This is a genomic window from Cupriavidus sp. GW822-FHT06G04, assembly GCF_058799075.1.
In genome coordinates this window covers 817,845-842,091 of sequence record NZ_JBXALD010000001.1, presented here as the reverse complement: position 1 = coordinate 842,091, position 24,247 = coordinate 817,845, and the positions used below count along the sequence as shown (strand labels likewise).

Below are 24,247 nucleotides of genomic sequence, written 5' to 3'. Positions count from 1 at the left end.
GCGCCCTTGGCCGCGGATGCCGGGGCCGCGTCTTGCCGACCGGCCCGGCCGTCGCAGAGTCCCCACGTCATACAAGCCTATCTATGTCCCGGTAGAATCGGCGGCTTCCGGTGGCGTCCGGGTGTCGGGACGCCAAGTCGTGCCGGGCGTCTCCCTCCGGCGGCAGTTCGCCGCCAACGCCGCCCGGACCCCGCGCACGCGCCATGCGCCCCAACCGCCGCCCCACAAAATTGCCCCGCCCATGACCACTTCCGCCACCGCCCAGCGCGCCACCGCGCCAGCCGCCTGGATCACGCCCCTGCTGGCCGTGGCCTGCGGCATGATCGTTGCCAATCTCTACTACGCGCAGCCGTTGGTGGGGCCGATCGCGCGGGCGCTGCAGCTGTCGCCGGAAGTGGCGGGGCTGATCGTGACGCTGATCCAGATCGGCTATTGCGCCGGCCTGCTGCTGCTGGTGCCGCTCGGCGACATCGTGGAAAACCGCAAGCTGGTGCTGACGCTGATCGGCGGCTGCGCCTTGTCGCTGCTGGCCGCCGCGCTGGCCACGCATGCCGGCGTCTTCCTGGTGGCCGGTTGCGCCATCGGCTTGTGTTCGGTGGCGGTGCAGGTGCTCGTGCCGTTCGCGGCGCATCTGGCGCCTGAGCACATGCGCGGACGCGCCGTCGGCAATGTCACCGCCGGGCTGCTGATGGGGATCATGCTGGCGCGTCCGGTATCGAGCCTGGTGTCCGACCTGTTCGGCTGGCATGCCATCTTCGCCGCGTCGGCCGTGGCCATGGTGCTGCTTGCCATCGTGCTCGCGCGCAAGCTGCCGCAGCGCCAGCCCGCGCCCGGCGTCAACTATGGTCAGATGCTGGCCTCGATGGTTCACCTGTTGCGCACCCAGCCGGTGCTGCGTCGGCGTGCCTTGTATCAGGCCAGCCTGTTTGGCGTCTTCAGCCTGTTCTGGACCACTGCGCCGCTGTATCTCGCCGGGCCCGCATTTCATATGTCCCAGACCGGTATCGCGATCTTCGCGCTGGTCGGCGTGGCCGGCGCCGTGGCCGCGCCGATGGCGGGCCGTTATGCGGATCGCGGACATGGCCGGCAGATGACGGCGCTGGCGTTGTCGCTGGGCGCGGCATCGTTCCTGGCAAGCCGCATCGGTGCGGAAGGGTCGCTGCTGTCTTTGTTGTCGCTGACCGTGGCGGCAATCGTGCTGGACTTTGCGGTGTCCACCAATCTCGTAATCGGGCAGCGCGCCATCTTCTCGCTGTCGGCCGAACACCGCAGCCGTCTGAACGGCCTGTATATGGCGATCTTCTTCGTGGGCGGCGCGATTGGGTCGTCGGTCGGCGCGTGGGCGTTCGCGCGTGCGGGCTGGCCGCTGGCAAGCTGGATCGGGTTTGCCTTGCCTGCCATCGCGCTGATCTACTTCCGCACCGAACGCGCCTGAGCGCGGCGGGCCACCAACGCCCGACGTATCAACGCGCGCCCGAGGCGATCAAGCGGGCGCGCCGTCGATCGCCCGACGCAACGCCGCGCGCGCCAGCAGCCGCGTGGAATCGAGCGTCGGCAGCGGCGAATTGCCGTCGCCGATGATCAGCGGGATCTCGGTGCAGCCGAGCACTACCGCATCGCATCCGGCGTCGCGCAGCTCGCCGATCACACGCTGGAAAATGGCGACGCCCTGCGGAGTCGAAACCCCCGGGACCAGTTCGTCCATGATGACGCGGTCGATGGCCACGCGATCTGCCACCGGCGGACGCACGTGCCGAAGCCCTCGCGCATCGAGTTTTGCCGGATACACGTCGCTGTCCACCAGCCAGCGCGTACCGGTGATGCCCAGGCACCGGAAGCCGCGCGCCAGCGCCGCATCGGCCACCACGTCGGCGATGTGCAGCCATGGCAACGGCGACCGCGGCGCCACGCGGTCCATCGCGGCATGAATCGTGTTGTCGGGACAGATCAGGAAATCGGCGCCGGCCGCCGCCAGCTTGCGCGCCGAGCCAAGCATCAGCGCCGCCACGCCGTCCAGGTCGCCGCGGTCGAGGCGTTCCACATACGCGGCCAGCGACGGCGTATGCATCGAGATTTCGGGATGCCCATGCGCGCCGAGCCACGCCGCGCCCTCCATGCAGATCGTGCGGTAGCAAAGCGCGGCGCCCTCGGCGGAGCAGGCCACGATTCCAATATGCTGCGGCATGGGTTGCGTCTCCTCGATATCGGTTGGCAACGTGCATGATGGCATGCCGTGCGCGGCTGCACTACACTGACCCGGCGCGCCACGCTGCTGCCAGGGCCGCATCGATGTTGCAGGCTGCGGGCGTCGCGCCGCAGCGGATCTCAATCCGGTTCGTCGTTGCAAGCTTCATGAAGCGGACCTCGCCGGGAGACGTTCAATGCCATGGCGCAACATGCTGCCGCGATCGCGCTGGCTGCCACGCGCTGCGCTGATGCATCCACAGCGCGTGGTGGTGGTGGGCTTCAGCGCCGTGATGCTGCTGCTGATCGTCGTCGGACTGCGCGATCTGTACACGCTGCGCGAGCGCGTCGTCTCTGCGCGCCAGCACGAACTGACGCTGCGGGCGATGGGTCTCGAAGCCCTGTTCGCCGCCGAGCGCTTCAAGCTGTCGTTCGTGCGCGACTACGCTCAGCAACTGATCACCATCTACCAGAACGGCGAAGCCGGGGCCGCCGATGCGGCGATCGAGCAGGCGTTCGGCGCGCGCAATGAAGCCGAATGGCAGATGGCGGTGCCGCTTGGCGATTCGCCCGTGATTGGCGTGTCGGCCGAGGCGCTCAAGGGGCTCGACGGTTTCGCGCGGCGCGACGAGGATCTGCGCGCCGATCTGTACGCCGCGCGGCAACTCAGCCATGTGCTGGGGCTGAGCCGCGAACTACGGTCCGATAACGCCCGCGATGCCGAGGGCGCCGTCGTCTTCGTGTCGAGCAACGGCCTCTACGTGACCTATCCGGCGTTTCCAGTGGACCGTGCCCGCGACCTGATCCGCCGCTTCAGCGGCATTGCCTATTACCGCGAAGTGCTGCCCGGACAAGATGCCGGGCGCGAGATCCGTTTGTCGCCGGCCTATGCGCCGTTCGAAAGCACGGGGCTGAGCACCGCGCTGAGCATCCCGATCTACGTGCACGATCGCTTTCGCGGCGTGGTGTCGGTCGATGTCGATCTGCAGCGCATTGGCGCGCTGATCGGCACGCCGGAACAGGGCGCTTCCCAACGCTTTCTGATGGATCGCGAAGGCGACATCGTTGCGTCGTCGAACCCGCGCCGGGGCGTGATCATGCGCTGGCCCGACGATGTTGGCGAGGCCTGGCGCAAGGTGCGCCCGCAGGATTTGTTCGAAGCGCGCGCCGGCATGCGGCACGCCGACGGCCAGTACCTGTTCTTCGAGAGCGTCGGGCAACGCGGCAACTGGTTGCTACTGGAGACGCTGTCCGATGTCGATCTCTATCGCGCCGTGTTCCGGCGCATCAGCCTGCCATTGCTGGCGATCTGGCTGGCATTGCCGCTGCTGATGTTTGTCAGCCTGCGCGTGGTGACGCAGCTGTTCGACCACTACGTGGCGGCCGGCGAAAAACTGCGGCAAATGGCCGAGACCGATCCGCTGACACAGCTGGCCAATCGCCGCCACTTCAGCGAGCAGTTCCGCAAGGAATCTGCGCGGCGCATGCGCGACAGTAAGCCGCTTGCGATGCTGATGCTCGATATCGATTTCTTCAAGCGCGTCAACGACAAATGGGGCCACGCCAGCGGCGATCTGGTGCTGCGCGCGCTGGCTGACGCATTGCGCGACAACCTGCGCGCCGTCGATCTACCGGCACGGCTGGGCGGCGAGGAATTCGCGGTGCTGCTGCCCGGTGCCACGCTGGCCGAAGTGGCCGCCACGGCCGAACGGTTGCGCGCGGCCGTGCAACTGCTGAGCGTGGAACCGGCGCCCGATGCGCTGCCGTCCGGCGCGGACGGCGAACGCATTCACTTCACCGTGTCCATTGGCGTCGCGGAAGCCGGGATCGACGGATGCCAGTCGTTCGATGCGATGCTGGCAACGGCAGATCGCCGGCTCTATGCCGCCAAGGCAGCGGGGCGCAACCAGGTGCGCGCAACGGATGCGCGGGCCGGCAGTGCAACGGATGCGCAGGTCCAGCAATGAAGCATTGCATGGCGACTCCCTCGCTCGTGTTCAGCGCAACAGAAACGCGATGTCGTCGGCGGTGATGACCGACACTGGAATGCCCTTGCGCCGCTGGAACAGGATGTGCTGCTGCACACGGCTGCGCTGCTCGGCAAAGACGGCAGGTTCGATCGGCATGCCGATGCGCGCGTAGTGTTGCACCAGCAGCTTGTATGCGCGATGGCGGATCTGCAGCGTTTCGTTGTCCGCGCGCAGCCGCTGCCATTCGGCGGGGCTCAGATCGAGCGTGTGCTGGAGTTCGTCGACGGTGCGCGCATGCAGATCGCGATAGAGATCGCGCTCGGCCTCGGCGCGATGCAGTTCGTCACGCAGCGCCATGATCTTGTGCTGCAGCTTGAGCGTCTGCCCCACCGCCGCCTGCATGCCCTTGGCCGCTTCCAGCGCCTGGTTGGCAGCGGCCACGGTGCTCTTCCACAGGCCACGGTCCGCCCCGGCGTCGAGCTCCGGCGGCCAGCCGTGCGACGGCTTGATCGTTGTATCCATGTTGTTTGACCCCTTAGACACCCTTCTTTGAAACACCCGAAACCGACACACCCGAAGCAACCCGCAACGGCCTTCGCGTCGTGGCGCGAAAGTCCATCTGATGTTTTTTTTTCCAACATGCTGCGCTGTCTGTCTGGCAGACAACTGAGATGAATCGTAGTGAGATGTCCGACAGCCGCCAAGTCAAAGATTCTCAGATCTGATTTGGCCGCTGTTTTGGCATCGTGCCGATGCCAAAAAACGACAAGCGCGCCGCCCCGCACGCTACAGACAAAGCAGACAACATCACGTAAACCCCGATCGGATTGCAGACGTTTTGACAGGGTTTTGACAGTTTCGCGCTTCTAGAATCCGGGCCATGGCTGTTGCTGTCTCTGCTATGGCGGATATCGCGGCAGACAGCACGGTAGACGTTCCAACATTCCAATAAGACAGGAGACCGCAATGCCTCGCATGCTTGCCCGCTTCACCCACGCCTTCGTCGCCAGCGCGACGGTTGCCGCCGCCGTGGCGGCTGCTCCGGCCTATGCGGTCGACAACCTCAAAGTGATGATCGGCGCCAATCCCGGCGGCGGCTTCGACCAGACCGGCCGTTCGATCGGCGCGGCCATGGTGGCGGCCGGCACGGCCAAGAGCGCGTCCTATGACAACAAGGGCGGCGCCGGCGGCACCATCGGCCTGACGCAGTTCGTCAACAGCGACAAGGGCAATCCCAATGCACTGATCGTGACGGGCGCGGTGATGGTCGGCGCGATCGAAACCAATCATCCGCCGGTGACGCTGAAGAACGCTACGCCGGTCGCGCGTCTGTTTGCCGACACCATGGTCATCACGGTGCCGGCCAGCTCGCCCATCAAGTCGCTCAAGGACCTGACCACGCAACTGAAGGCCAATCCGGGCAGCGTGAGCTGGGGCGGCGGCTCGAAAGGATCGATCGACCACATCCTGGCTGGCCTGATCGCCAAGGATGTCGGCGTGGATCCGAAGAAGATCAACTACGTGCCGTTCCAGGGCGGCGGCGAAGCGTCGGCGTCGATTCTTGGCGGCCACGTGACCGTCGGTATCGCGGGCGTGTCGGAATTCCTGCCGTTCATCAAGACCGGCAAGATGCGCGCGCTGGCTGTCACGTCGAAGGATCGCACCGCCGATATCCCGACGCTCAAGGAGCAGGGCGTCAACGTCGAGATCTATAACTGGCGCGGCGTGTACGGCGCGCCCGGCATCTCGGCCGAACAGCGCAAGGCGCTGATCGACGCCGTGGTCAAGGGCACCGAGAACGCCGTCTGGAAGGACGCGCTGACGAAGAACGACTGGACGCCCTTCCTGCTGACCGGCGACGAGTTCGGCAAGTTTGTGGACGCCGAGTCGGCCCGCCTGGGCAGCACGCTGCGCGAACTGGGCGTCGCCAAGTAACGCTGCGCGCGGAACCGGGCACGCTCGCATCGGTTCTTGCCCCAAGCGCTGCCCGAGCAGTCAGCAAGTCGCGGAACTTTGTATCAACCTGTCGTCCCGCCCGGCTGCCGATCGTGTGATCGGCGCAAGGCCGGCCAACGGCACGGGGCCCCGGTGTCGCCATCGCCTGCGTCACACCGAAAACCAAAACCATATCGTCACCGGGCCCTGTGACCGCGCGGGTGGCAGCACCATCCGAGAGCCCCATCATGAAACCGTCCCACGTCTGTATCGGCATCGCCATTCTGGCGCTGTCCGTGTTCTTCTTCGCCGGCCTGCCGGGCATTTCGGGCGATGAAGGCTACGCCGGCCTGTCGCCGCGCTTTGTCCCCACGCTGGTGGCCATCGGGCTGGCGGTCTGCGGCGCGCTGCTGACCTGGCAGGGCGTGCGCGGCGGCTTTCGCAACATGCCTGAGGAAGATGCCGAGCTGCCATCGGCGCCGCACAACTTCAAGGGTTTTCTGTGGGTGGCCGCTGGGCTGGTGGCCAACATGGCGCTGATCGGCACGCTTGGCTTCGTGTTGTCGTCGACGCTGATGATGGTCTGCGTGGCGCGCGGCTATGGCAGCCGGCGCATCGTGCGCGACGCGGCGATCGGCCTGTTGCTGACGGTGCCGATGTGGGCGCTGTTCGATTTCCTGCTCGGCATCAACCTGCCGCTGCTGCCGGTAGCGGGCTTCTGAGCCCGCACCCAAACGCCAACGGGAGGAATATTCCATGGACACTCTGAACCAGTTGATGCACGGCTTTGCCGTAGCGATCACGCCGCTCAACCTGATGTGGGCCCTGGTGGGCTGCTTTCTCGGCACGGCCATCGGCGTGCTGCCCGGTATCGGCCCGGCGCTGACGGTGGCGATGCTGCTGCCGCTGACCGCGAAGGTGGAGCCGACCGCCGCGCTGATCATGTTTGCCGGCATCTACTACGGCGCGATGTACGGCGGTTCGACCACCTCGATCCTGATGAACACGCCGGGCGAGTCGTCGACCATGGTGACGGCCATGGAAGGCAACCTGATGGCCAAGAACGGGCGTGCGGGTCCGGCCCTGGCCACGGCGGCGATCGGATCGTTCGTGGCCGGCACGATCGGCACCGTGCTGCTGTCGATGTTCGCGCCGGTGGCGGCCGATGTGGCGCTGCAGTTCGGCCCGGGCGAGTATTTCATGATCATGCTGCTGGCCTTCACGACCGTATCGGCCGTGCTCGGTTCGTCGCTGCTGCGCGGCATGACCAGCCTGTTCCTGGGCCTCGGCATCGGTCTGATCGGCATGGATTCGCTGTCCGGCCAGACGCGCTATTCGATGAACGTGCAGGAGCTCTACGACGGCGTCGATATCGTGGTGGTGGCGGTGGGCCTGTTTGCGGTGGGCGAGGCGCTGTTCAACGCGTTCTTCCCGCAGCCGGACGGCACGTTCAACAAGCTCAGCTCGGTGCACATGACCAAGTCCGACTGGAAGCGTTCGGTGCCGGCATGGATCCGCGGCACGGTGATCGGCTTCCCGTTTGGTCTGATTCCTGCCGGCGGCGCGGAGATCCCAACCTTCCTGTCGTACGCCACTGAGAAGAAGCTGTCGAACCACAAGGAAGAATTCGGCAAGGTCGGCGCGATCGAGGGCGTGGCAGGTCCGGAAGCGGCCAACAACGCCGCGGTGACAGCGACGCTGGCGCCGCTGCTGACGCTGGGCATTCCCACCTCGAACACCACGGCGATCCTGCTGGCGGCATTCCAGAACTACAACCTGCAGCCCGGCCCGATGCTGTTCCAGACCTCGGGCGATCTGGTGTGGGGCCTGTTGGCGTCGCTGTACATCGGCAACGTGATGCTGCTGGTGTTGAACCTGCCCGCAATCGGACTGTGGGTGCGCATGCTGCGCGTGCCGACGCCGCTGCTGTACGGCGGCATCCTGATCTTCGCGGGCCTGGGCGCTTACGGCATTCGCCAGTCGTGGTTCGACCTGCTGCTGCTGTTTGTGATTGGTCTGCTGGGGATGGTGATGCGTCGCTTCGATTTCCCCACCGCGCCGGTGATCGTCGGCCTGATTCTCGGTCCGATGGCGGAAAAGCAGTTGCGCAACGCGCTGTCGATCGGACAGGGCGATTGGAGCCTGTTCATCAAGCAGCCGATCTCGGCGACCATCCTGGCGATGACGGTGGCCGTGGTGGTGGTGCCGCGCGTATTGCGCTGGCATGCGGGCCGCGCGGACGCACGCGCGCAGGCTGACAACGCCGCATAGGCGCGCAGCGGGCCGCATTCGGTCGTATCGTGCAGGAATCGGCGGGGGGCTTCGGCCCCCTGTATCATTGGCGCAAACAATATCCTGCGCGCCAGCGCGACCCGAGGAGACCGGACCGTGCCTGCTTCCACCTTCACGCTTGCCGATATCGACGCCACGCTCGACCGTGTGCTGGCGCCGTGGGTGCGTCAGCTTGGCCTGCGCGGCGAAGCGGTCGACGCGGGCGGCGTGACGCTGCGCCTGCCGTTTCAGCCGGCGTTGCGCCATGCTGGCGGCGTGGTGTGCGGCCAGGTGCTGATGTCCGCGGCCGACACCGCGATGATCGTGGCGATCTCCGCCGCGCTCGGCGAATTCCGGCCCATGACCACCGTCAGCCTGACCACCCACTTCATGCGGCCCGTGATCGACGGCGATGTGCTGGTGCGCGCCAATGTGCTGCGCCTGGGCAAGACGGTGGTGTTCGGCGAGATCGAGCTGACCGGCGGCGACGGCAAGCTCGCGGTGCAGGCCACCACCACCTACGCGCTGCTCTGAATCCGCAATGTCGATGTCCGCGTCCTCGTCCTCGCCTTCGTTCACGTCTTCGTCTTCGCAAGCGTTCGACCAGGTGGTGTTTGCCGGCGGCGGCAACCGCTGCTGGTGGCAGGCCGGATGGTGGGATACGGTGGCCCCCGCGCTCCAACTGCGGCCGCGCGTGATTGCGGGAATTTCCGCCGGCGCGGCCACGGCCTGCATGGTGTACGCGCACGATTCGCACCAGACCATGGCGTACTACCGCAACGTGCTGGCGGACAATTCCCGCAATGCGTACTGGGGCAATCTGCTGCGCGGCGAGCGCGTGTTTCCGCACTACGGGATCTATCGCAACGCGCTGCTTTCGCTGTTTGGTGACAACCGTCTGCAGAAGCTGCAGCAGGCGCCGGAAATCCGCATCGGCATCGCGCATATCCCGCGCTGGAGCGGCCCGCGCCTGGCTGTGGCCGCCGGCCTGCTGGCGTACAACATCGACAAGCATCTGCTCAAGACGCTTCATCCGCGTCTGGGACGCAAGCTCGGTTTTCAGCCGGAATTCGTATTGGCGCAGCATTGCCGCTCGCCCGAGGATCTCGCCGACCTGCTGCTGCAGTCGGCGTCGACGCCGCCATTTACGCCGGTGCTGCGCCGCGATGGCCGCGCCGTGCTCGATGGCGGGCTGGTCGACAATGTGCCCGTCGATGCGCTGGATCCCACGCCTGGCAATGTGCTGGTGCTGGTGACGCGCCTGTATCCGCGCCCGCGCCGCTTCGTGATCGAAACCGCGGGCCAGCGCCGTCTTTACCTGCAGCCATCGCAACGCGTGCCGATTTCGAGCTGGGACTACACCCGGCCCGAGGCGATGACGCACGCATATGACCTGGGCCGCCGCGATGCGGACGCGTTCCTGCGCGAGTGGCCCGACATACAGCAGGACCTGTTGCCGGCATCATAGGGAACGCGCTCCGACGGCGCCGGTCGATGAAATGGAATGCGGCATCGTGCCGCGACAGGCAAGGAGGCATGAATGACGAAGCGTCAGGCATCAACCCAAGCGGCCCCCCAGGCATCGGCCAAACCAAGGCGTCGCGCCAGCGAAGTCAGCGCGGAACCGGTGGTGGAACGCGTGCCACGCAAGCGCGATGCGCGACCGAAGGCGCGCGAGGCCGATTTCGTCGTGATCGGCGCCGGATCGGGCGGCGTGGCTGCGGCGCGGCGCGCGGCGTCGCTCGGTGCGCGCGTGATCCTGGTCGAACGTGACGCGATCGGCGGCACCTGCGTCAATCGCGGCTGCGTGCCGAAGAAAATGCTGTCATACGGCGCGGGATGGGCATCGATCCTTTCCACCTGCCTGTCGCATACCGGCGGAAAGGAAGACTGGCGCGACGCCATCGTGCGAGTGAATGCCGAGGTCGCGCGGCTGAATGCGTCGTACAAGCAGCGGCTGAATGAGGCCGGCGTGGAAATCTGGCACGGCGCGGCGCAGCTCAACGAACGCGGCGACATCGTGGTCGGCAATGAAGTGATACGCGCGGGCAAAACGCTGATCGCTACCGGTGCCAGTCCGGTGGTATTGCCGATCCCCGGCGGTGAACTCGCCAGTTCATCGGACGATGTCTTTACGTGGCAGACGCTGCCCGCTTCCCTCGTGGTGATCGGCGGCGGCTATATCGCCGTGGAGATGGCGTCGATCCTGTCGCGCTACGGCGTGAAGGTCGACCTGCTGGTGCGCGAGGACCGCTTGCTGCAGCGGTTCGATCACGACATTGCGACGTCGCTTGCGGAAGTGCTGGTTGCCAAGGGCGTGCGCATCCATTTCCGCACGCAAGTGACGATGGTTTCGCAATCGAACGGCGCCACTGAAGTTTGCTATACGCAGGAAAACAATCCCGGCCGCACGCAGACCGTGCGCACGCAGGCCGTGCTGGCCGCCATCGGCCGCAAGCCCAATGTCGATGGCCTGGGGCTGGACGCGCTGGGCGTGAAGCGCGACGACAAGGGCGGCATCAAGGTGGATCGGCAGTTTCGCAGTTCGGTCCGCTCGATCTACGCAATCGGCGACTGCATGGCCGACAACATTCACCTGACGCCGGTGGCGATTGCGCAGGGACGCTGGCTGGCGGACCGGCTGTTTGGCAAGCGCGGCGACATTGCCGATCTCGATGTCGTGCCGACGGCGGTGTTCTGCGAACCTGCGATCGGCGCGGTGGGACTGACCGAGGCGCAGGCCATCGAGGCGGCCGACGGCAAGGCCGATCGCGTGCGCACCGAGATCAAGCGGTTTGTGTCGCTGGAGAACCGGTTTGGTGGCGTGCCGTATCCATCAGTGTTCAAGCTGGTGCTCAATGCGCGCAGTGGCCGCGTGCTGGGTGTGCATCTGATGGATGGCGCGGCACCGGAAATCGTGCAGGCGCTTGCGGTGGCATTACGGCTGGGTCTCAAGGCGTCGCACCTGAAAACCACCCTGCCCTTGCACCCGACAGTCGCCGAGGAATTGTTCGGGTAGGCGATGCACTGGCGCGTGCGTGTGCTGCCGCCGAATCGCTTACTCCAGCTTCTCGACATCGGGCAGGCGCCATTGCTTGCCGAAGCGCGCGTAGTCGGGGCCGTGCAAACGAAACACCAGCTCAAAGTTTCGTGACGGATCGGTGGGCACCCAGTTCGATTCCTTGCCGTGCGGCGCGTGCGGGCCAAAGTAGATTTCCACCGCGCCGTCCGCGTTGGTTTCCAAGTCGGGCGTGGTCGACGCCATGCCGGCGCGCGACATCTGGCGAATCAGCGCGTGCGTGTCGCGATCATAGGCGGTGACGGACCAACCACGGCTGGCCGGAACGCGCGCTGGGATTTGCAGACGGTACACGGCGTTGCCTTGCATGTCGCGGCCGTCCTTGTCCTTGTTTGCCACCAGATAAAGCGGCGCAGCATCGACGCGCTTGCTGGCGGCCACGCCGAGCATCGCCATCGTGCCGCGCGCGTCCACGGGATATTCGTCCGCGCGTGCATAGCCCGTCGACATCGCGCGAACCACTTCGGGAATCGCCGCGGAAAACCAACGGTGCTGCGGCGCGACGCGATCGAATCCCGCGTCATAGCGGGATGCCAGCTCTGCATGCGCCTCAACGATGGCCGTACTGAGGATCCTGTCCAGCCGTGCATCCGGACGATAGGGCTGGCTTTTTTCAATGCCGAGGTCCTTGAGGTGGTCGATCATCACGCGATCGCGCTCGATCCATGGTTCCTTCTGCACCACGTCATTGAGTAGTTTGAAGAAACTGGCATCGTAGGGAATGGTGGCTTCCAGCAGGACGTCCTGGACATCGGTAAATCGCGTCGGTGGCGGGGACTGGGCGAGCGAAAGCGGATACACCTTGATGCGCTTGCCATATGCCACGGCCCTGGCGATGTCCTCGTCGCTGCGGCTGGCCAGTTTCGACTGCAGCGACGCCACGCCGCCGTAGGTGTCGGCGCGCAACACGATAAATCCCTGTGGCGGCGTGCCCGCGTAGTCGGGCGGCACGATCAGATATCTGCCGCCGCGGCCCCCGTCCGCGCCGCGTGGGCCGGTATCGTCGAGCGGCGTTTGCCACGTCGTGACGAAGCTGCCGGCCAACGTTCCGCCATCCGCCGATGGAATGTCGATCACTAGCGGTCCTGTCGTGCGGGTGTTGAAGAACACCATGAACGGTAGCGCATCGGGATCGGGTGCGAGCATCTGGCTTTTCCAGCTCACCGGCCTGGACCAATAGACGATTTCATTTTCCCTGGCCGATGTACTGTGCAGAACCGCCTGCCGCAGACGTTCGGCGCCCACCGCGGGCATCCCCCAAATCACCGTATCGGCCGCGCGCCGCTCCACGCGCCGATCGCGATATCCATCGGATTGCGCAACCGTGGCCATCGCGCAAACAGAAAGGAACATCGTGACTGCCAGTTTCTGCATGGTCATACCGTATCGCGTGCACGCCCGCGCCAAGTGGCTGATCGATCCAGAATATGGCAGCGCTGCGCCGCCGCACTGAACTGTTTTGCGCCGAGAATTAAGCGAATTGAGCCGCGCGCGCAGTAATTTGTCAGGCAAGCAAATGCCAGTCAGGCGTCGCGCAGTTTTCGGATAGGGGCGTTATCTGGGTGGTCCGCTTTTGCTCGGTCGACGGCGTCGAGGGCGCGGCCAGGATGCGAGGCGGATGATGCGCGCACATTGCGACCGTGCGGGAATGTGCGTGTGTGAATCGAGAAGAGTGCGGCGAGGACTGCGTGGATGTATGTGGAAGGGTCGGCGGTGGCGCAAACACGGCGCAGCGCCATAAGCGAGCCACAAACGAAAAACGGACGCCGAAGCGTCCGTTTTCTTTCAAACCTGGTGGCCTGGGACGGAATCGAACCGCCGACACAAGGATTTTCAATCCTCTGCTCTACCGACTGAGCTACCGGGCCAAAGAAGCGAAACTATAACCGTGCGATTCGGCCCCGTCAAGCGTTTTCTGCGTCACGCTTATTGCTCGGTGGGCTCCGGCTTGTTGCGGCCCAGTTCCACGCCCAGTTGCTTGAGCTTGCGATACAGGTGCGTGCGTTCAAGGCCGGTTTTCTCGGCCACGCGTGTCATGCTGCCGTGCTCGCGCACGAGGTGATATTCGAAATAGGCGCGCTCGAACAGGTCGCGCGCCTCGCGCAGCGGCATGTCGAACGAGAACTGCATCTCGCCTTCCGGCAGGCCGCGCGATGGGTTGCCGTTGGTGGCTGGCTCCGCAGGGGTTTCGTCGGGGGTGGTGGATGTCTCGTCGACGTCCTGCAGGCCCGCAGCGGTGACCGGAGCGGCCGAAGCGGCGGGCGCCGTGCGTGGGCGCTCGACGCCGCGGGCGAGCCCGGCTTCGACGGCCGACAGCAGCTTCTGCAACGCGATCGGCTTTTCCAGGAAGTTCAGCGCGCCGATCTTGGTGGCTTCCACGGCCGTGTCGATCGTGGCGTGGCCGGACATCATGATGACCGGCATCGTCAGGTATCCCTGTGCCGACCATTCCTTGAGCAGCGTGACGCCGTCGGTATCCGGCATCCAGATATCGAGCAGCACCAGATCGGGCGTGGCAGCCGCACGGAATTCGCGCGCCTGCTGCGCGTTCTCCGCAAGTTCCACCACATGCCCTTCGTCACTGAGGATTTCCGAGAGCAACTCGCGGATACCCATTTCGTCATCGACTACGAGGATGGTTGCCATACTTCCCCTCTTAACCCCACCGCAGCGCCACCGGAGGCGCCGGTGGTGCAAGATTGACTAAGCCAGTTTAACGAACAGGATCGAGATCTGGGCTCCCATGATCTCGGTACCGTTCATGCGATTGCGCAATTCGATGCGCGCGCCATGTTCGTCAATGATCTTTTTCACCATCGCAAGCCCGAGACCCGTACCCTTGGCTTTCGTGGTCACATAGGGCTCGAACGCACGACTCAGGATACGTGGCGCGAAACCGGGACCATTGTCCGTTATGGACAGCTTGACGGCTTGCCGGTCTTCGCCGGCAGAATCTTTGTATTCTACAGTCTCGGTGTGCAGAGTGATATGGGGCGCCGCCCTACCGGCCGCCACGTTGTCTGCCGCCGCATCCTGCGCATTCTGCAACAGGTTGTGAATGACCTGCCGCAACTGGGTAGGATCGCCCTTGATTTCAGGTAGATCCGGTCCCAGCGTCGGATGAATCACCGGATGTTCGTGCACCGTCGGATCATCGATCCCATACAGGTGCAGAACTTCCGCCACCAGGCTGTTCAGTGCCAGCGACTGCATGACCGCCGGCGGCGTGCGCGCGTAGTCGCGGAAATCGTCCACCATGCGTTTCATTGCCGCCACCTGGTTAACGATCGTGGTGGCCCCGCGCTTTAGCACTTCCGCATCGGCGTGTTCCAGTTTCGGCGACAGCTTCATCTGCAGACGCTCGGCCGACAGCTGGATCGGTGTCAGCGGATTCTTGATCTCGTGTGCCAGCCGGCGCGCCACTTCGCCCCACGCCACCGAGCGCTGCGCCGAGATCACGTCGGAAATATCGTCGAACACCACCACGTAGCCGGGCTCGTCGCGGCTGCCGCCGGGCAGCAGCGCGCCGCGCACCAGCAGGGTCAGCGGTTGTTCCTCATCGCCCTGCGGCAGTTCGATCTGCTTTTGCCAGTGTTGCGCGCCGCCCAGCACCTCGCGCGTCGTCTGCTCGGAAAACGCCTGGCGCACGATCTCGGCGAACTCGCCCATGCCCTGGATCTGCTGCACAGGCTGACCGATCACACCGGCGAACGGCTGGCGGAAGATGCGCTCGGCGCCCGGGTTTGCCGTGATCAGCGTGAAGCGGCGATCGAACACCAGCACGCCCGCCGTCAGGTTCTGCAGCACGCTTTCCAGATAGGCCTTCGACTGTTCCAGCGCAACGCGGTTTTCTTCAACCGCAATGCGCGCTTCGGAAAGCTGGCGCGTCATCTGGTTGAACTGCTGCGTCAACATGCCAAGTTCATCGCGGCTTTTCAGCTCGCGTTTGGGCGAGAGATCGCCTTCGGCCACTTCCTTGGTGCCTTGCAGCAGCATCAGCAGCGGCCGCGCGAGCTGTCCGCCCAGCAACAGCGCCAGCATCACCGCGATAAACACCGCCAGGAACAGCGTCAGCGTCAGCGTGCCGATATACATCTTGCGCAGGCCAGTGCGGCCCAGCGCCTTCTCCTGATATTCCTGATACGCGCGTTGCACCTCGTCGGCGTTACGCGCCAGCACGGCCGGCACCGGATGCAGAATCTGCAGGTAGCGTTCCTCGCGCACCGTGTCGCCGACCAGTCCGAATCCCGTGGCCGGTGCGTCCTCGGGACGCCGTTCGACCGACAGGCCCGACCCTGCCCAGCGGTTGGCCGGCGATACCAGCGCGCTGCGCGAGCGCGACGCGGCAGCTGCAGCGGCACTCGCCGCGGCCTGGGCCTGTGCGTCGGCGGTCGTCGTGCCGGTTGCGGCGCCGAGCGGAACGATCACGCGGATCCGGTACAAATGGCTGCTGTCGATGTTGACCGGCGCCTTCTCGCCGACCGGATCGGTGCCGCCTTCCACCGCGGCATAGCCGCCCGCCATGCGCGCCTGTTCGGCCAGCACCCCCGAAGGGATGTCGGGCACCAGCGACGCGTAGCTGCTCGATGCGGTGGCCAGCACGCGCCCGCTGCCGGTGAAGATGGCAGCCTCCTGCACGCCGTATTGCTCGCGCAGGCGATTCAGCTGCAGCGACGTGGCCATCCCGGACGCGCCGGTGAGCTGCTCGGCCATCAGGTGTGCCTTGCCTTGCAGGTCCGCAAGCTGGCTGTCGATCGTCGAGCGGCCCAGGTTCAGGCCCGCCTCGAGCGCGGTTTCCACGCGCACGTCGAACCAAGATTCGATACTGCGCGAGACAAACTGCAGCGACACGAGGTAGATCAGCACGCCGGGCAGCACGCCCACCACGCCGAAGAACACCGCGAGCTTGCTCATCAGCCGCGTGCCAAACTTGCCGCGGCGATAGCGCATCCACAGCGTCAGCGCGAGCGCGCCGACGGTCAGCACCAGCAACGCGCCGACGACGAGATTGATCTTGAAGAGAAGCGTGAAATACCGGTCGAAGAATTCGGTATTGGCCGATGCACCGGCCAGCAGTCCCACCAGCACCAGCGCGAGGAAAACGATGATGCCGACCACCACGCGATACAGCACGCGGCGAAACCTGCTGTCCCACGGATTGCCGTTCATGGCTGGCTGGCCGGTTGGACCAGTTGATTGGGCGACAGCACGTTCGAGACGGTTTGCGAGAACGGTGTGCGTGTTTCAGCCGACGGCGCGGAAGCCGCGGGCGGCGCGGACCCGGGCATGGCCGGCGGAGGCGGCGGCGCGACGGGCGCGACGGGCACCGGCGGCGGCGCGTCGAGATTGGTGGGCACCGTGTACGTGAAGCGCTTCCACTCCGACGACAGGTTCCACTCGCGCGTATTCACCGCATTGATCTGGAAGGGCTTGGGCAACTGGGAAAGATCGAGCCGCATGCGCGTCTCGGCGTGATAGGTCTCGCCCAGCTTTACGTCCTTGCGTTCGAATACGCGCCAGCCACGTACCTGCTGGATGAACTGCAACGCGCTCTTGAGGCGATTGAACGGCAACTGCAGGCCGCCCGTCGACACCCGGTACTGGCGCGTCAGCGGCTGGAACGACAAACGCACCGAGCGCGTGGCGTTGACCGGTTTTTCGTCGAACCAGTACCAGCGCGGCCGCGTGAGCTGGAAATCGACGACGAAATACAGCGAGATGCCCTTGTGCAGCGCGTCCTCGAGCGCCGGCGGCAGATCGAAATCGAACGCGGCGGCAAGTTCGAACGCGCCGTCCTGATACTCGATGCGGGCCTCGGTGTTTTCGATCAGCTGCGCGCGTGCCTGCGGCACATGCCACAGCAATATCGACAGCAGCGCCGCCATGCACCAGGCCTTGAACAGATCGACCCACGGCGCCGCCGCCCATCCGCGCACCGCGCGGCCGGGGGCACGTAGGACGAACAGATGCAGCAGGCTCGGCATTGGCGGAATGATCAGGCGCGTTTCTGGAAGCGGGCGTAGTAGAAGCCATCGTGATCCGATGGCAGGCTTGCCTGGCCGGCTAATGTGCCGCCGGCCGGTTCAGGCGCCTTGACACCGGGCAGTAGCTGACCCGGCGCTTGCAATCGTATCGCATCTGGAAGCTGCGCACCAAACCAGAGCGCCTGCTCTTCGCCTTCCGTTGGGAAAATAGAACAAGTCACGTAGACCAGGATCCCGCCCGGTTTCAGCAGCGGCCATAGCTGCGACACGATGCGCCGCTGCTCGGTGATCAGCTTCGCAATGTCCGTTTCGCGGCGCAGCCAGCGGATATCGGGGTGACGGCGCACGATACCCGACGCGGAGCACGGCACGTCGGCCAGAATGCGGTCGAATTGCTGGCCGTCCCACCAGTCGCCCGGACGGCTGGCGTCGCCGACGACGACCTCGGCCTGGCGGCCCAGGCGCGCGAGGTTGTCGTGGATGCGCGCGGCGCGCTGTTCATCGCTTTCGACGGCCGTGACGTGAACGTCGGCCAGTTCCAGCAGATGACCGGTCTTGCCGCCCGGCGCCGCGCAGGCGTCGAGCACGCGCATGCCGTCGGAAAGTTCGCACAGCGGCGCGGCCAGTTGCGCGCCGGCGTCCTGTACCGACACGTCGCCGGCGGCAAAGCCCGGCACCTGCGAGACCGGGAATGCGCGCGCAAGCCGCACCGCCTGGTCGCCCACCGCCGTACCGGCCATGCCGGCATTGGCCAGGTTCTGCAGATAGTCCTTGACTGAAATACGCCGGGTGTTGATCCGCAGGGTCATCGGCGGGCGCGCATTCATGCTTTCGGCCAGCGTCGTCCATTGGTCCGGATAGGCCTTGCGCAGCAGCTTGAGCCACCATGCAGGCAGGTTCCAGCGCGCTTCGTCGTCCTTGAGCACCGCCGGCATCAGCGTCTTGTGTTCGCGCAGGAACCGGCGCAGCACGGCATTGACCAGCCCGCGCGCATGCGCAGTCTTGGGTTCGGACGCGGCCGCGCTTACGGCCTGATCGACCACGGTGAATGCGGAATAGCCGCCGCGCCCCACTTTGCTGCCGTCGCCCTCCTCGCCTTCGATCAACAAGGCCAGCGCCACGGCCAGCAGCGAATCGACCAGCGCGCCCGGCGGCCGCGTCACGAGCTGCGTGACCAGCGCGCGCGTGGTGCCAAACTGGCGCACCGAGCGATAGGCCAAGTCCTGGATGGCGCCGCGCGTGGCGGCATCGGCCACGCGATCGAGGCGCAAGTGCGTGGCGACGTCTTCGATGGCCTGCGGCAGCGCCGTGCCTTCATGCACGGCGCGAACAGCCGCGGCGGCGCCGAGCATCTGGAAGGCAAGGGAATCGTGGGGCAGGCGCATGGGTAATACGTTGAATAGAACAGAAACGAGAAGAGACGACGACACGGGCGCGTGCGTCGCGGCACTGCGGATATAAAACTGCCCGCCGGTTCCCGGAGGAACACAGCGGGCAGTTTACCCGTTTGTGGCCAGCCGGCCGGTCAAAACCGGCGATCAGGCCGGATAGGTGCCGGTCTGCGCCATATGCATCAGGCGGGCGATGCGCTCCTCGGTGGCCGGGTGCGTCGAGAACAGGTTGGCGATGCCGCCACCCGACAGCGGGTTCATGATCATCATCTGCGCGGTGGCCGGATGCTCTTCCGCGGCCTGGAACGGGATGCCGCGCGCATAGCGATGGATCTTGTCGAGCGCGCTGGCCAGCGCTTGCGGATCGCCGCTGATCTCGGCGCCGCCGCGATCGGCCTCGAATTCGCGCGCGCGCGAAATGGCCATCTGGATCAGCGACGCGGCCAGCGGCGCGAGAATGGCCACCGCGATCGCGGCGATCGGGTTGGTGCGGTTGCCGTTTTCGTCGCGCCCGCCAAAGAACATCGCCATGTTGGCCAGTGCCGAGATGGCGCCGGCCATGGTGGCGGCGATGGTCGAGGTCAGGATGTCGCGATGCTTGACGTGGGCCAGTTCGTGGGCCATCACGCCGCGCAGTTCGCGGTCGGACAGCGCACGCAGAATGCCGGTGGTCGCGGCCACGGCGGCGTGCTCGGGATTGCGGCCGGTGGCGAAGGCGTTGGGCGCGTCCTCGTTGATCAGGTACACGCGGGGCATGGGCAGGCCGGCGCGCTGCGACAGCTCCTGCACCATGCCGTAGAACTGCGGCGCGCTACCGGCATCGACTTCCTGCGCGTTGTACATGCGCAGGACCATCTTGTCCGAAAACCAGTAGGAAAAGAAATTCATGGCCAGCGCCATCAACAGCGCGAACATCATGCCGTTACGTCCGCCGATCATGCCGCCAATGACGATGAACAGCGCCGTGATGGCGGCCATCAGCATGAAGGTCTTGACCCAGTTGAACATGGCTTGGTCTCCAGATCTCAATAAACGACTTCCGCGAACCCGCCCCCTGCGGGACGCGATGACGGTTAGATAGGGCCGAGAGCGTGGAAATTCAATGATGTTGGCAGGGTTTTACGCGCGTGAGGCAAAAGCGGCATATGCGCCGCCTGAAGGCCCCGTGTATCGGCGGCGACTCTCCGGCTGCGCTATCAGGCCGCGTCGGGCACCACAAAGCGAGTGCCGGGCGGTAGCGGCATGGCCTGCAGGAATTGATGCGCGGCCTGACGTCGTCCGCCGGGCTTTTGCAGCTCGGTCATCTGCAGCGCGCCGCCATTGCCGCACGCGACGATCACGCCAGCCGCGTCGGACGCCAGCACGGTGCCAGGCGGATGCGGCAGGCTGGTCGACGCGGCCAGCGGCAGCGCTTGCCAGCACTTGATCACAGTATCGCCCAGTTGGATCGTGGCGCCTGGGAACGGATTGAATGCGCGTACCTGATTAGCCAGTTCGCCGGCCGGGCGGCGAAGGTCCAGCGGCGCTTCGCTCTTGTCGATCTTTTCGGCGTAGGTCACGCCGGCGTCGGGTTGCGGCGTGGCGGCCAGCGGCTGGCCGCCGGCAAGCTGGCGCAACGCGTCGACGATCATGCGCGCGCCCAGCGCAGCCAGTGTGTCGTGGAGTGTGCCAGTGCTGTCCTCGGGGCCGATCGGCACAGACTCGCGTGAAATCATCGCGCCGGTGTCCAGACCTTCGTCCATCTGCATCAGCGTGATGCCGGTTTCCGCGTCGCCCGCCTCGATCGCACGATGAATGGGCGCCGCACCGCGCCAGCGCGGCAGCAGCGAGGCATGGATATTCAGGCACCCATGGCGCGGCAGCGTCAGCACTTCCGCCGGCAGGATCAGGCCGTATGCGGCAACCACCATCACATCGGGTGCGATTTGCGCGAGCGTATCGACCGCGGCGCCGGCCTCTTCCGGATACTTGCCGTGACGCCGCAGCGAGCGTGGCTGCAGCACCGGGCCGAGACCCGCCTCCACGGCAAACTGCTTGACCGGACTGGCCTGCACCTGCAGACCGCGTCCGGCGGGCCGGTCCGGCTGGGTCAACACGGCCACCACGGGAAATCCGGCGGCGTGAATGGCCTCAAGGGCAACGCGCGCAAATTCGGGTGTGCCGGCAAACGCGACGCGCAGTGGCTGGGCTTGAGTCATGAAAAATGTCCGCGATAGAAACGACACCGGCCGCATAGCGGCCGGTACGTGAATGGTCTTCGGAAGGTGTAACCATAGCAGACGCCGCAGCCGCGGCATTCCACTGTTACATCCTTACATGCGCGATCGTACGCGCTTCTGCAGCTTGCTCTTGATGCGGTTGATCTTGAGTGGCGACAGGTATTCCACGAACACCTTGCCGTCCAGGTGATCGATCTCGTGCTGTATACATACGGCCAGCAGATCGTCGGCCTCGATCTCGAAGGTCTCGCCACGCTCGTTGAGCGCGCGCACCTTGACGCGGTCGGGACGCTCCACGCGGTCGTAGACTTCGGGCACCGACAGGCAGCCCTCTTCCCACACCTTGCGGTTGTCGCTGGCCCACACGATTTCGGGATTGATGAATACCATCAGCGCATCGCGCGATTCGGACACGTCGATCGTAATCACGCGTTCGTGAACGTCCACCTGCGTGGCGGCCAGCCCGATGCCGGGGGCTTCGTACATGGTTTCGGCCATGTCCTGTACAAGCTTGCGGATGCGGTCGTCCACCACCGCCACGGGCTTTGCCACTTTGTGCAGACGTGGATCGGGGTAGGTCAGGATGTCGAGTTTGGCCATGATGCTCGGGCGCAACGCCGGGTGCAGTTCACTGCCCGGACGCCGTTGCGGCGTGCGGGGTTTCGATGCAGAATCGGGGCGCTAGTACAAAAATTCAAGGCGCGCCGCAGCAGGCACGCTCTACCTAGGGTCAATCCGGTCGTACTCCCGGCCGGTTCAGGAAAATGCGCGATCTTACCAAAGAACAGGCGGCGTCGGGCCGCAGGCTGCACGCGTTCACCCTCGCCATATTGAGTGCTGTTGGCGTCACTGCGGGGGCGAGCATGGCTGTCCAGTCCGCCGAGCTCGGCGTCTCGCCGGCGCAGCAGGCTCAGGCTGATGTCACGGCCCAGCAAGGGATCCCGGTAAACGAACTGGCTGCCGGCGCGCCCAGCCAGTATACGGTGCGCAGCGGGGACACGCTGTGGGGCATTTCGGGCAAGTTCCTGCGCCAGCCGTGGCGCTGGCCTGCGCTGTGGGGCATGAACCGGCAGCAGGTCCGCAATCCCCACCTGATCTATCCCGGCCAGATCCTGTACCTGATTCAGCGCGATGGCCGCGCCTACCTGTCGACCACCGCCCCAGCCGGCGCCAATGGCGATGTACGCCTGTCGCCACGCGTGCGCGGCAACGGCCTCGACAACGAGGCGATCCTCAGCATTCCGGCCAGCGACATCGAGCCGTTCCTGACACGCCCGCTGGTGGTGGATCAGAGCACGGTGGATACATCGGCGCGCATCGTCGCGTTGCCAGACGCGCGCGTCTATATGGGCCGCGGCGATTCGGCGTTCGTACGCGGAATTGCCGCGCCGGACGCCGTGGTCGGGAGCGACTGGCAGGCCTTCAAGCCGGCACTGCCGGTGCGCGATCCGGTCACCAATGCCGTGATTGGCTACGAAGCGCAATTCCAGGGCAGCGTGCGCGTGGTGCGTGGCCCCGAAGGACCGGACGCCGTGGCCACCGTACAGGCGACCCAGTCTCCGCAGGAGATGGGCGCCGGCTCGCTGCTGTTGCCGCAGCCCCCGCGTGAACTGGTGCGCTACGTGCCGCACGCGCCGGACGCGGACGTGCAGGCCCGCATCGCGGCCGTGTATGGCGGTGTGCAATATGGCGGCGCCAAGCAGGTGGTGGTGCTGAACGTGGGCGCCAACGCTGGCCTCGAGCCGGGACACGTGCTGGCGCTGTCGCGCACGGGCGGCGTGGTGGCCGACCCGACCGACAGCAATCGCACCATCACGTTGCCCGACGACCGCTACGGCCTGGCCTATGTCTATCGTGTATTCCCGGGCATCGCCTATGCGCTGGTGACCGACGCGACAAACGTGATGAAGGTGGGCGATCTCGCCACGACGCCGCAGTAACCGGCTCGCGCGTACCGTGGTGTACGCGCGGCCGCGCATCCGATGATCGAATCCACCCGCGATCCCGCTGAAGTCGCTGCCTGGCTGCGACTCACCACCACTTCCGGAGTGTCCGCCCAGACGGCGCGGCGCCTGCTGGCCGCCTTCGGCCTGCCGCAGAGCGTGCTGGCGCAGGATGCGAAGCGCCTGCGCGAAGTGGCGGAGCCGGCCGCAGTCCGGGCGCTTTGCGCCGGGCCCGACGCCGACATGGCAGCGCGCATCGATCGCACGATGGCCTGGCTTGGCGAACCGAATCACAGTCTGGTGACACTGGCCGATGATGCCTATCCGTCGCAATTACTCGATCTCGCCGATCCGCCGCTGATGCTTTACGTCAACGGTGACCCCACCCGCCTGCACCGGCAGTCGCTCGGCGTCGTCGGCGCGCGCCATGCCACGCAGCAGGGCGAGCGCAATGCGCGCACGTTCGCGGCGGCGTTTTCAGCGGCCGGCATGACGGTGGTGTCGGGGCTGGCGCTGGGCATCGACGCGGCCGCGCACGCGGAGGCGCTGAACGGTCCGGGCGGCACGCTCGCCGTGGTGGGAACGGGCGCCGATATCGTCTATCCGTCGCGCCATCATGCGCTGGCGCACCAGATCGTCGATGCGGGGGGCGCCATCGTCAGTGAATTTCCGTTGGGGACGCCGGGCCTGCCAGGCCATTTTCCGCGCCGCAACCGCATCATTGCGGCGCTGACGCGCGGCGTGCTTGTGGTGGAGGCGGCCGAGCGGTCCGGGTCGCTGATTACGGCGCGGCTGGCGTCCGAGATCGGTCGTGAGGTATTTGCGATTCCCGGGTCGATCCACGCCGAACTATCCCGCGGATGTCACAAGCTCATTCGCCAGGGTGCAAAGCTCGTGGAGACCGCGGCCGACGTGTTCGAGGAGTTTGCCGATCTGGCCGCGCCGTCCCCAGTTGCTCCTTGTCGGGCAGCGCTGCCCAGCGCTCGCCGGCGTGACCGTCGGGACGCCGGCTCGTCGTCGGGCCCGGGGCCAGGTCCGGCGCAGCAAGCCCGGGAAGCGCCACCAAAAAAGGCGGCGCCAGGCGTGTCCGACGCGCTGGCGGCCGCTCTGGCCTATGATCCTGTCACGTTCGACGCATTGTGCGAGCGTGCCGGCGTGACGGCCAGTGTCGCTGCGGCGTCGCTTTTGCAACTGGAGCTCTCAGGCACAGTCGAGCGCCTGCCAGGCAACCGGTTCCGGCGTCTGGCATGATCCGGTGTATCGCCTCCGCC

At 65.9% G+C, this 24,247-nt stretch carries 20 protein-coding genes and 1 tRNA gene; 10 read left to right on the top strand and 11 right to left on the bottom strand.

Going from position 1 to position 24,247, the window contains the following annotated elements:
• Positions 1–241 precede the first annotated feature (241 nt).
• Positions 242–1,435 (top strand): MFS transporter, encoded by a 1,194-nt coding sequence (locus AC1RKI_RS03855; protein ID WP_227458729.1) that lies wholly within the window; start codon positions 242–244, stop codon positions 1,433–1,435.
• A gap of 48 nt (positions 1,436–1,483) precedes the next feature.
• Here the strand turns inward: AC1RKI_RS03855 and AC1RKI_RS03850 are convergent, their stop codons facing one another.
• On the bottom strand, positions 1,484–2,185 hold the full coding sequence (locus tag AC1RKI_RS03850) for an aspartate/glutamate racemase family protein (RefSeq protein ID WP_492793771.1): 702 nt from the start codon (positions 2,183–2,185) through the stop codon (positions 1,484–1,486).
• A 196-nt stretch (positions 2,186–2,381) separates the two neighbouring features.
• Here AC1RKI_RS03850 and AC1RKI_RS03845 point away from each other — a divergent pair, with 196 nt between their 5' ends.
• Positions 2,382–4,151 (top strand): diguanylate cyclase, encoded by a 1,770-nt coding sequence (locus AC1RKI_RS03845; protein ID WP_492793773.1) that lies wholly within the window; start codon positions 2,382–2,384, stop codon positions 4,149–4,151.
• Positions 4,152–4,181: 30 nt separating this feature from the next.
• On the opposite strand, the gene AC1RKI_RS03840 is transcribed toward AC1RKI_RS03845, so the two are convergent.
• The gene (locus AC1RKI_RS03840; RefSeq protein ID WP_061958571.1) at positions 4,182–4,676 is read right to left on the bottom strand and encodes a hypothetical protein; all 495 of its coding nucleotides are present in this window, start codon (positions 4,674–4,676) and stop codon (positions 4,182–4,184) included.
• Between the two features lie 444 nt (positions 4,677–5,120).
• On the opposite strand from AC1RKI_RS03840, the gene AC1RKI_RS03835 reads away from it, so the two are divergent.
• From AC1RKI_RS03835 to AC1RKI_RS03810, 6 genes are all read left to right on the top strand, one after another.
• Entirely contained in the window at positions 5,121–6,089 is a 969-nt protein-coding gene (locus AC1RKI_RS03835) for a Bug family tripartite tricarboxylate transporter substrate binding protein (RefSeq protein ID WP_061958570.1), read from the top strand.
• A gap of 248 nt (positions 6,090–6,337) precedes the next feature.
• Positions 6,338–6,811 carry a tripartite tricarboxylate transporter TctB family protein gene (locus AC1RKI_RS03830; protein ID WP_061958569.1) on the top strand — a complete coding sequence of 158 codons (474 nt, stop codon included), beginning with the start codon at positions 6,338–6,340 and terminating at the stop codon, positions 6,809–6,811.
• Between the two features lie 34 nt (positions 6,812–6,845).
• Complete coding sequence (locus tag AC1RKI_RS03825; protein WP_061958568.1) at positions 6,846–8,360, top strand: tripartite tricarboxylate transporter permease; 1,515 nt, start codon at positions 6,846–6,848, stop codon at positions 8,358–8,360.
• A 117-nt stretch (positions 8,361–8,477) separates the two neighbouring features.
• A complete protein-coding gene (locus AC1RKI_RS03820) occupies positions 8,478–8,894 on the top strand; it encodes a PaaI family thioesterase (protein WP_061958567.1) in 417 nt (138 codons plus the stop codon).
• A 13-nt stretch (positions 8,895–8,907) separates the two neighbouring features.
• A complete protein-coding gene (locus tag AC1RKI_RS03815) occupies positions 8,908–9,828 on the top strand; it encodes a patatin-like phospholipase family protein (RefSeq protein WP_150982216.1) in 921 nt (306 codons plus the stop codon).
• A gap of 72 nt (positions 9,829–9,900) precedes the next feature.
• On the top strand, positions 9,901–11,379 hold the full coding sequence (locus tag AC1RKI_RS03810; protein WP_492793777.1) for a dihydrolipoyl dehydrogenase family protein: 1,479 nt from the start codon (positions 9,901–9,903) through the stop codon (positions 11,377–11,379).
• A gap of 39 nt (positions 11,380–11,418) precedes the next feature.
• Here the strand turns inward: AC1RKI_RS03810 and AC1RKI_RS03805 are convergent, their stop codons facing one another.
• The 9 genes from AC1RKI_RS03805 to def form a co-directional block, all read right to left on the bottom strand.
• The gene (locus tag AC1RKI_RS03805; protein ID WP_492793779.1) at positions 11,419–12,819 is read right to left on the bottom strand and encodes a DUF1214 domain-containing protein; all 1,401 of its coding nucleotides are present in this window, start codon (positions 12,817–12,819) and stop codon (positions 11,419–11,421) included.
• A gap of 412 nt (positions 12,820–13,231) precedes the next feature.
• A tRNA-Phe gene (locus tag AC1RKI_RS03800) sits at positions 13,232–13,307 on the bottom strand.
• A 58-nt stretch (positions 13,308–13,365) separates the two neighbouring features.
• On the bottom strand, positions 13,366–14,085 hold the full coding sequence (locus AC1RKI_RS03795; RefSeq protein ID WP_061958565.1) for a response regulator: 720 nt from the start codon (positions 14,083–14,085) through the stop codon (positions 13,366–13,368).
• A 57-nt stretch (positions 14,086–14,142) separates the two neighbouring features.
• Positions 14,143–16,608 carry a sensor histidine kinase gene (locus tag AC1RKI_RS03790; protein WP_150982859.1) on the bottom strand — a complete coding sequence of 822 codons (2,466 nt, stop codon included), beginning with the start codon at positions 16,606–16,608 and terminating at the stop codon, positions 14,143–14,145.
• Positions 16,605–17,423, bottom strand: coding sequence for a DUF4390 domain-containing protein (locus AC1RKI_RS03785; RefSeq protein WP_150982858.1), 819 nt, complete (start codon positions 17,421–17,423; stop codon positions 16,605–16,607). Before AC1RKI_RS03785 ends, AC1RKI_RS03790 begins: the two co-directional genes overlap by 4 nt.
• Positions 17,424–17,434: 11 nt before the next feature.
• The gene (gene rsmB, locus AC1RKI_RS03780) at positions 17,435–18,808 is read right to left on the bottom strand and encodes a 16S rRNA (cytosine(967)-C(5))-methyltransferase RsmB (RefSeq protein ID WP_150982857.1); all 1,374 of its coding nucleotides are present in this window, start codon (positions 18,806–18,808) and stop codon (positions 17,435–17,437) included.
• Positions 18,809–18,961: 153 nt separating this feature from the next.
• Complete coding sequence (htpX, locus tag AC1RKI_RS03775; protein ID WP_061957414.1) at positions 18,962–19,822, bottom strand: zinc metalloprotease HtpX; 861 nt, start codon at positions 19,820–19,822, stop codon at positions 18,962–18,964.
• A 188-nt stretch (positions 19,823–20,010) separates the two neighbouring features.
• Positions 20,011–21,012: a methionyl-tRNA formyltransferase gene (fmt, locus tag AC1RKI_RS03770; RefSeq protein ID WP_492793783.1), complete on the bottom strand. Its 1,002-nt coding sequence runs from the start codon at positions 21,010–21,012 to the stop codon at positions 20,011–20,013.
• A 114-nt stretch (positions 21,013–21,126) separates the two neighbouring features.
• A complete protein-coding gene (gene def, locus AC1RKI_RS03765; RefSeq protein WP_061957415.1) occupies positions 21,127–21,633 on the bottom strand; it encodes a peptide deformylase in 507 nt (168 codons plus the stop codon).
• A 164-nt stretch (positions 21,634–21,797) separates the two neighbouring features.
• Here def and AC1RKI_RS03760 point away from each other — a divergent pair, with 164 nt between their 5' ends.
• Positions 21,798–22,973, top strand: coding sequence for a LysM peptidoglycan-binding domain-containing protein (locus tag AC1RKI_RS03760; protein WP_227458660.1), 1,176 nt, complete (start codon positions 21,798–21,800; stop codon positions 22,971–22,973).
• A 42-nt stretch (positions 22,974–23,015) separates the two neighbouring features.
• Positions 23,016–24,227, top strand: a complete 1,212-nt coding sequence (dprA, locus tag AC1RKI_RS03755) for a DNA-processing protein DprA (protein WP_492793786.1) — start codon at positions 23,016–23,018, stop codon at positions 24,225–24,227.
• Positions 24,228–24,247: the final 20 nt, after the last annotated feature.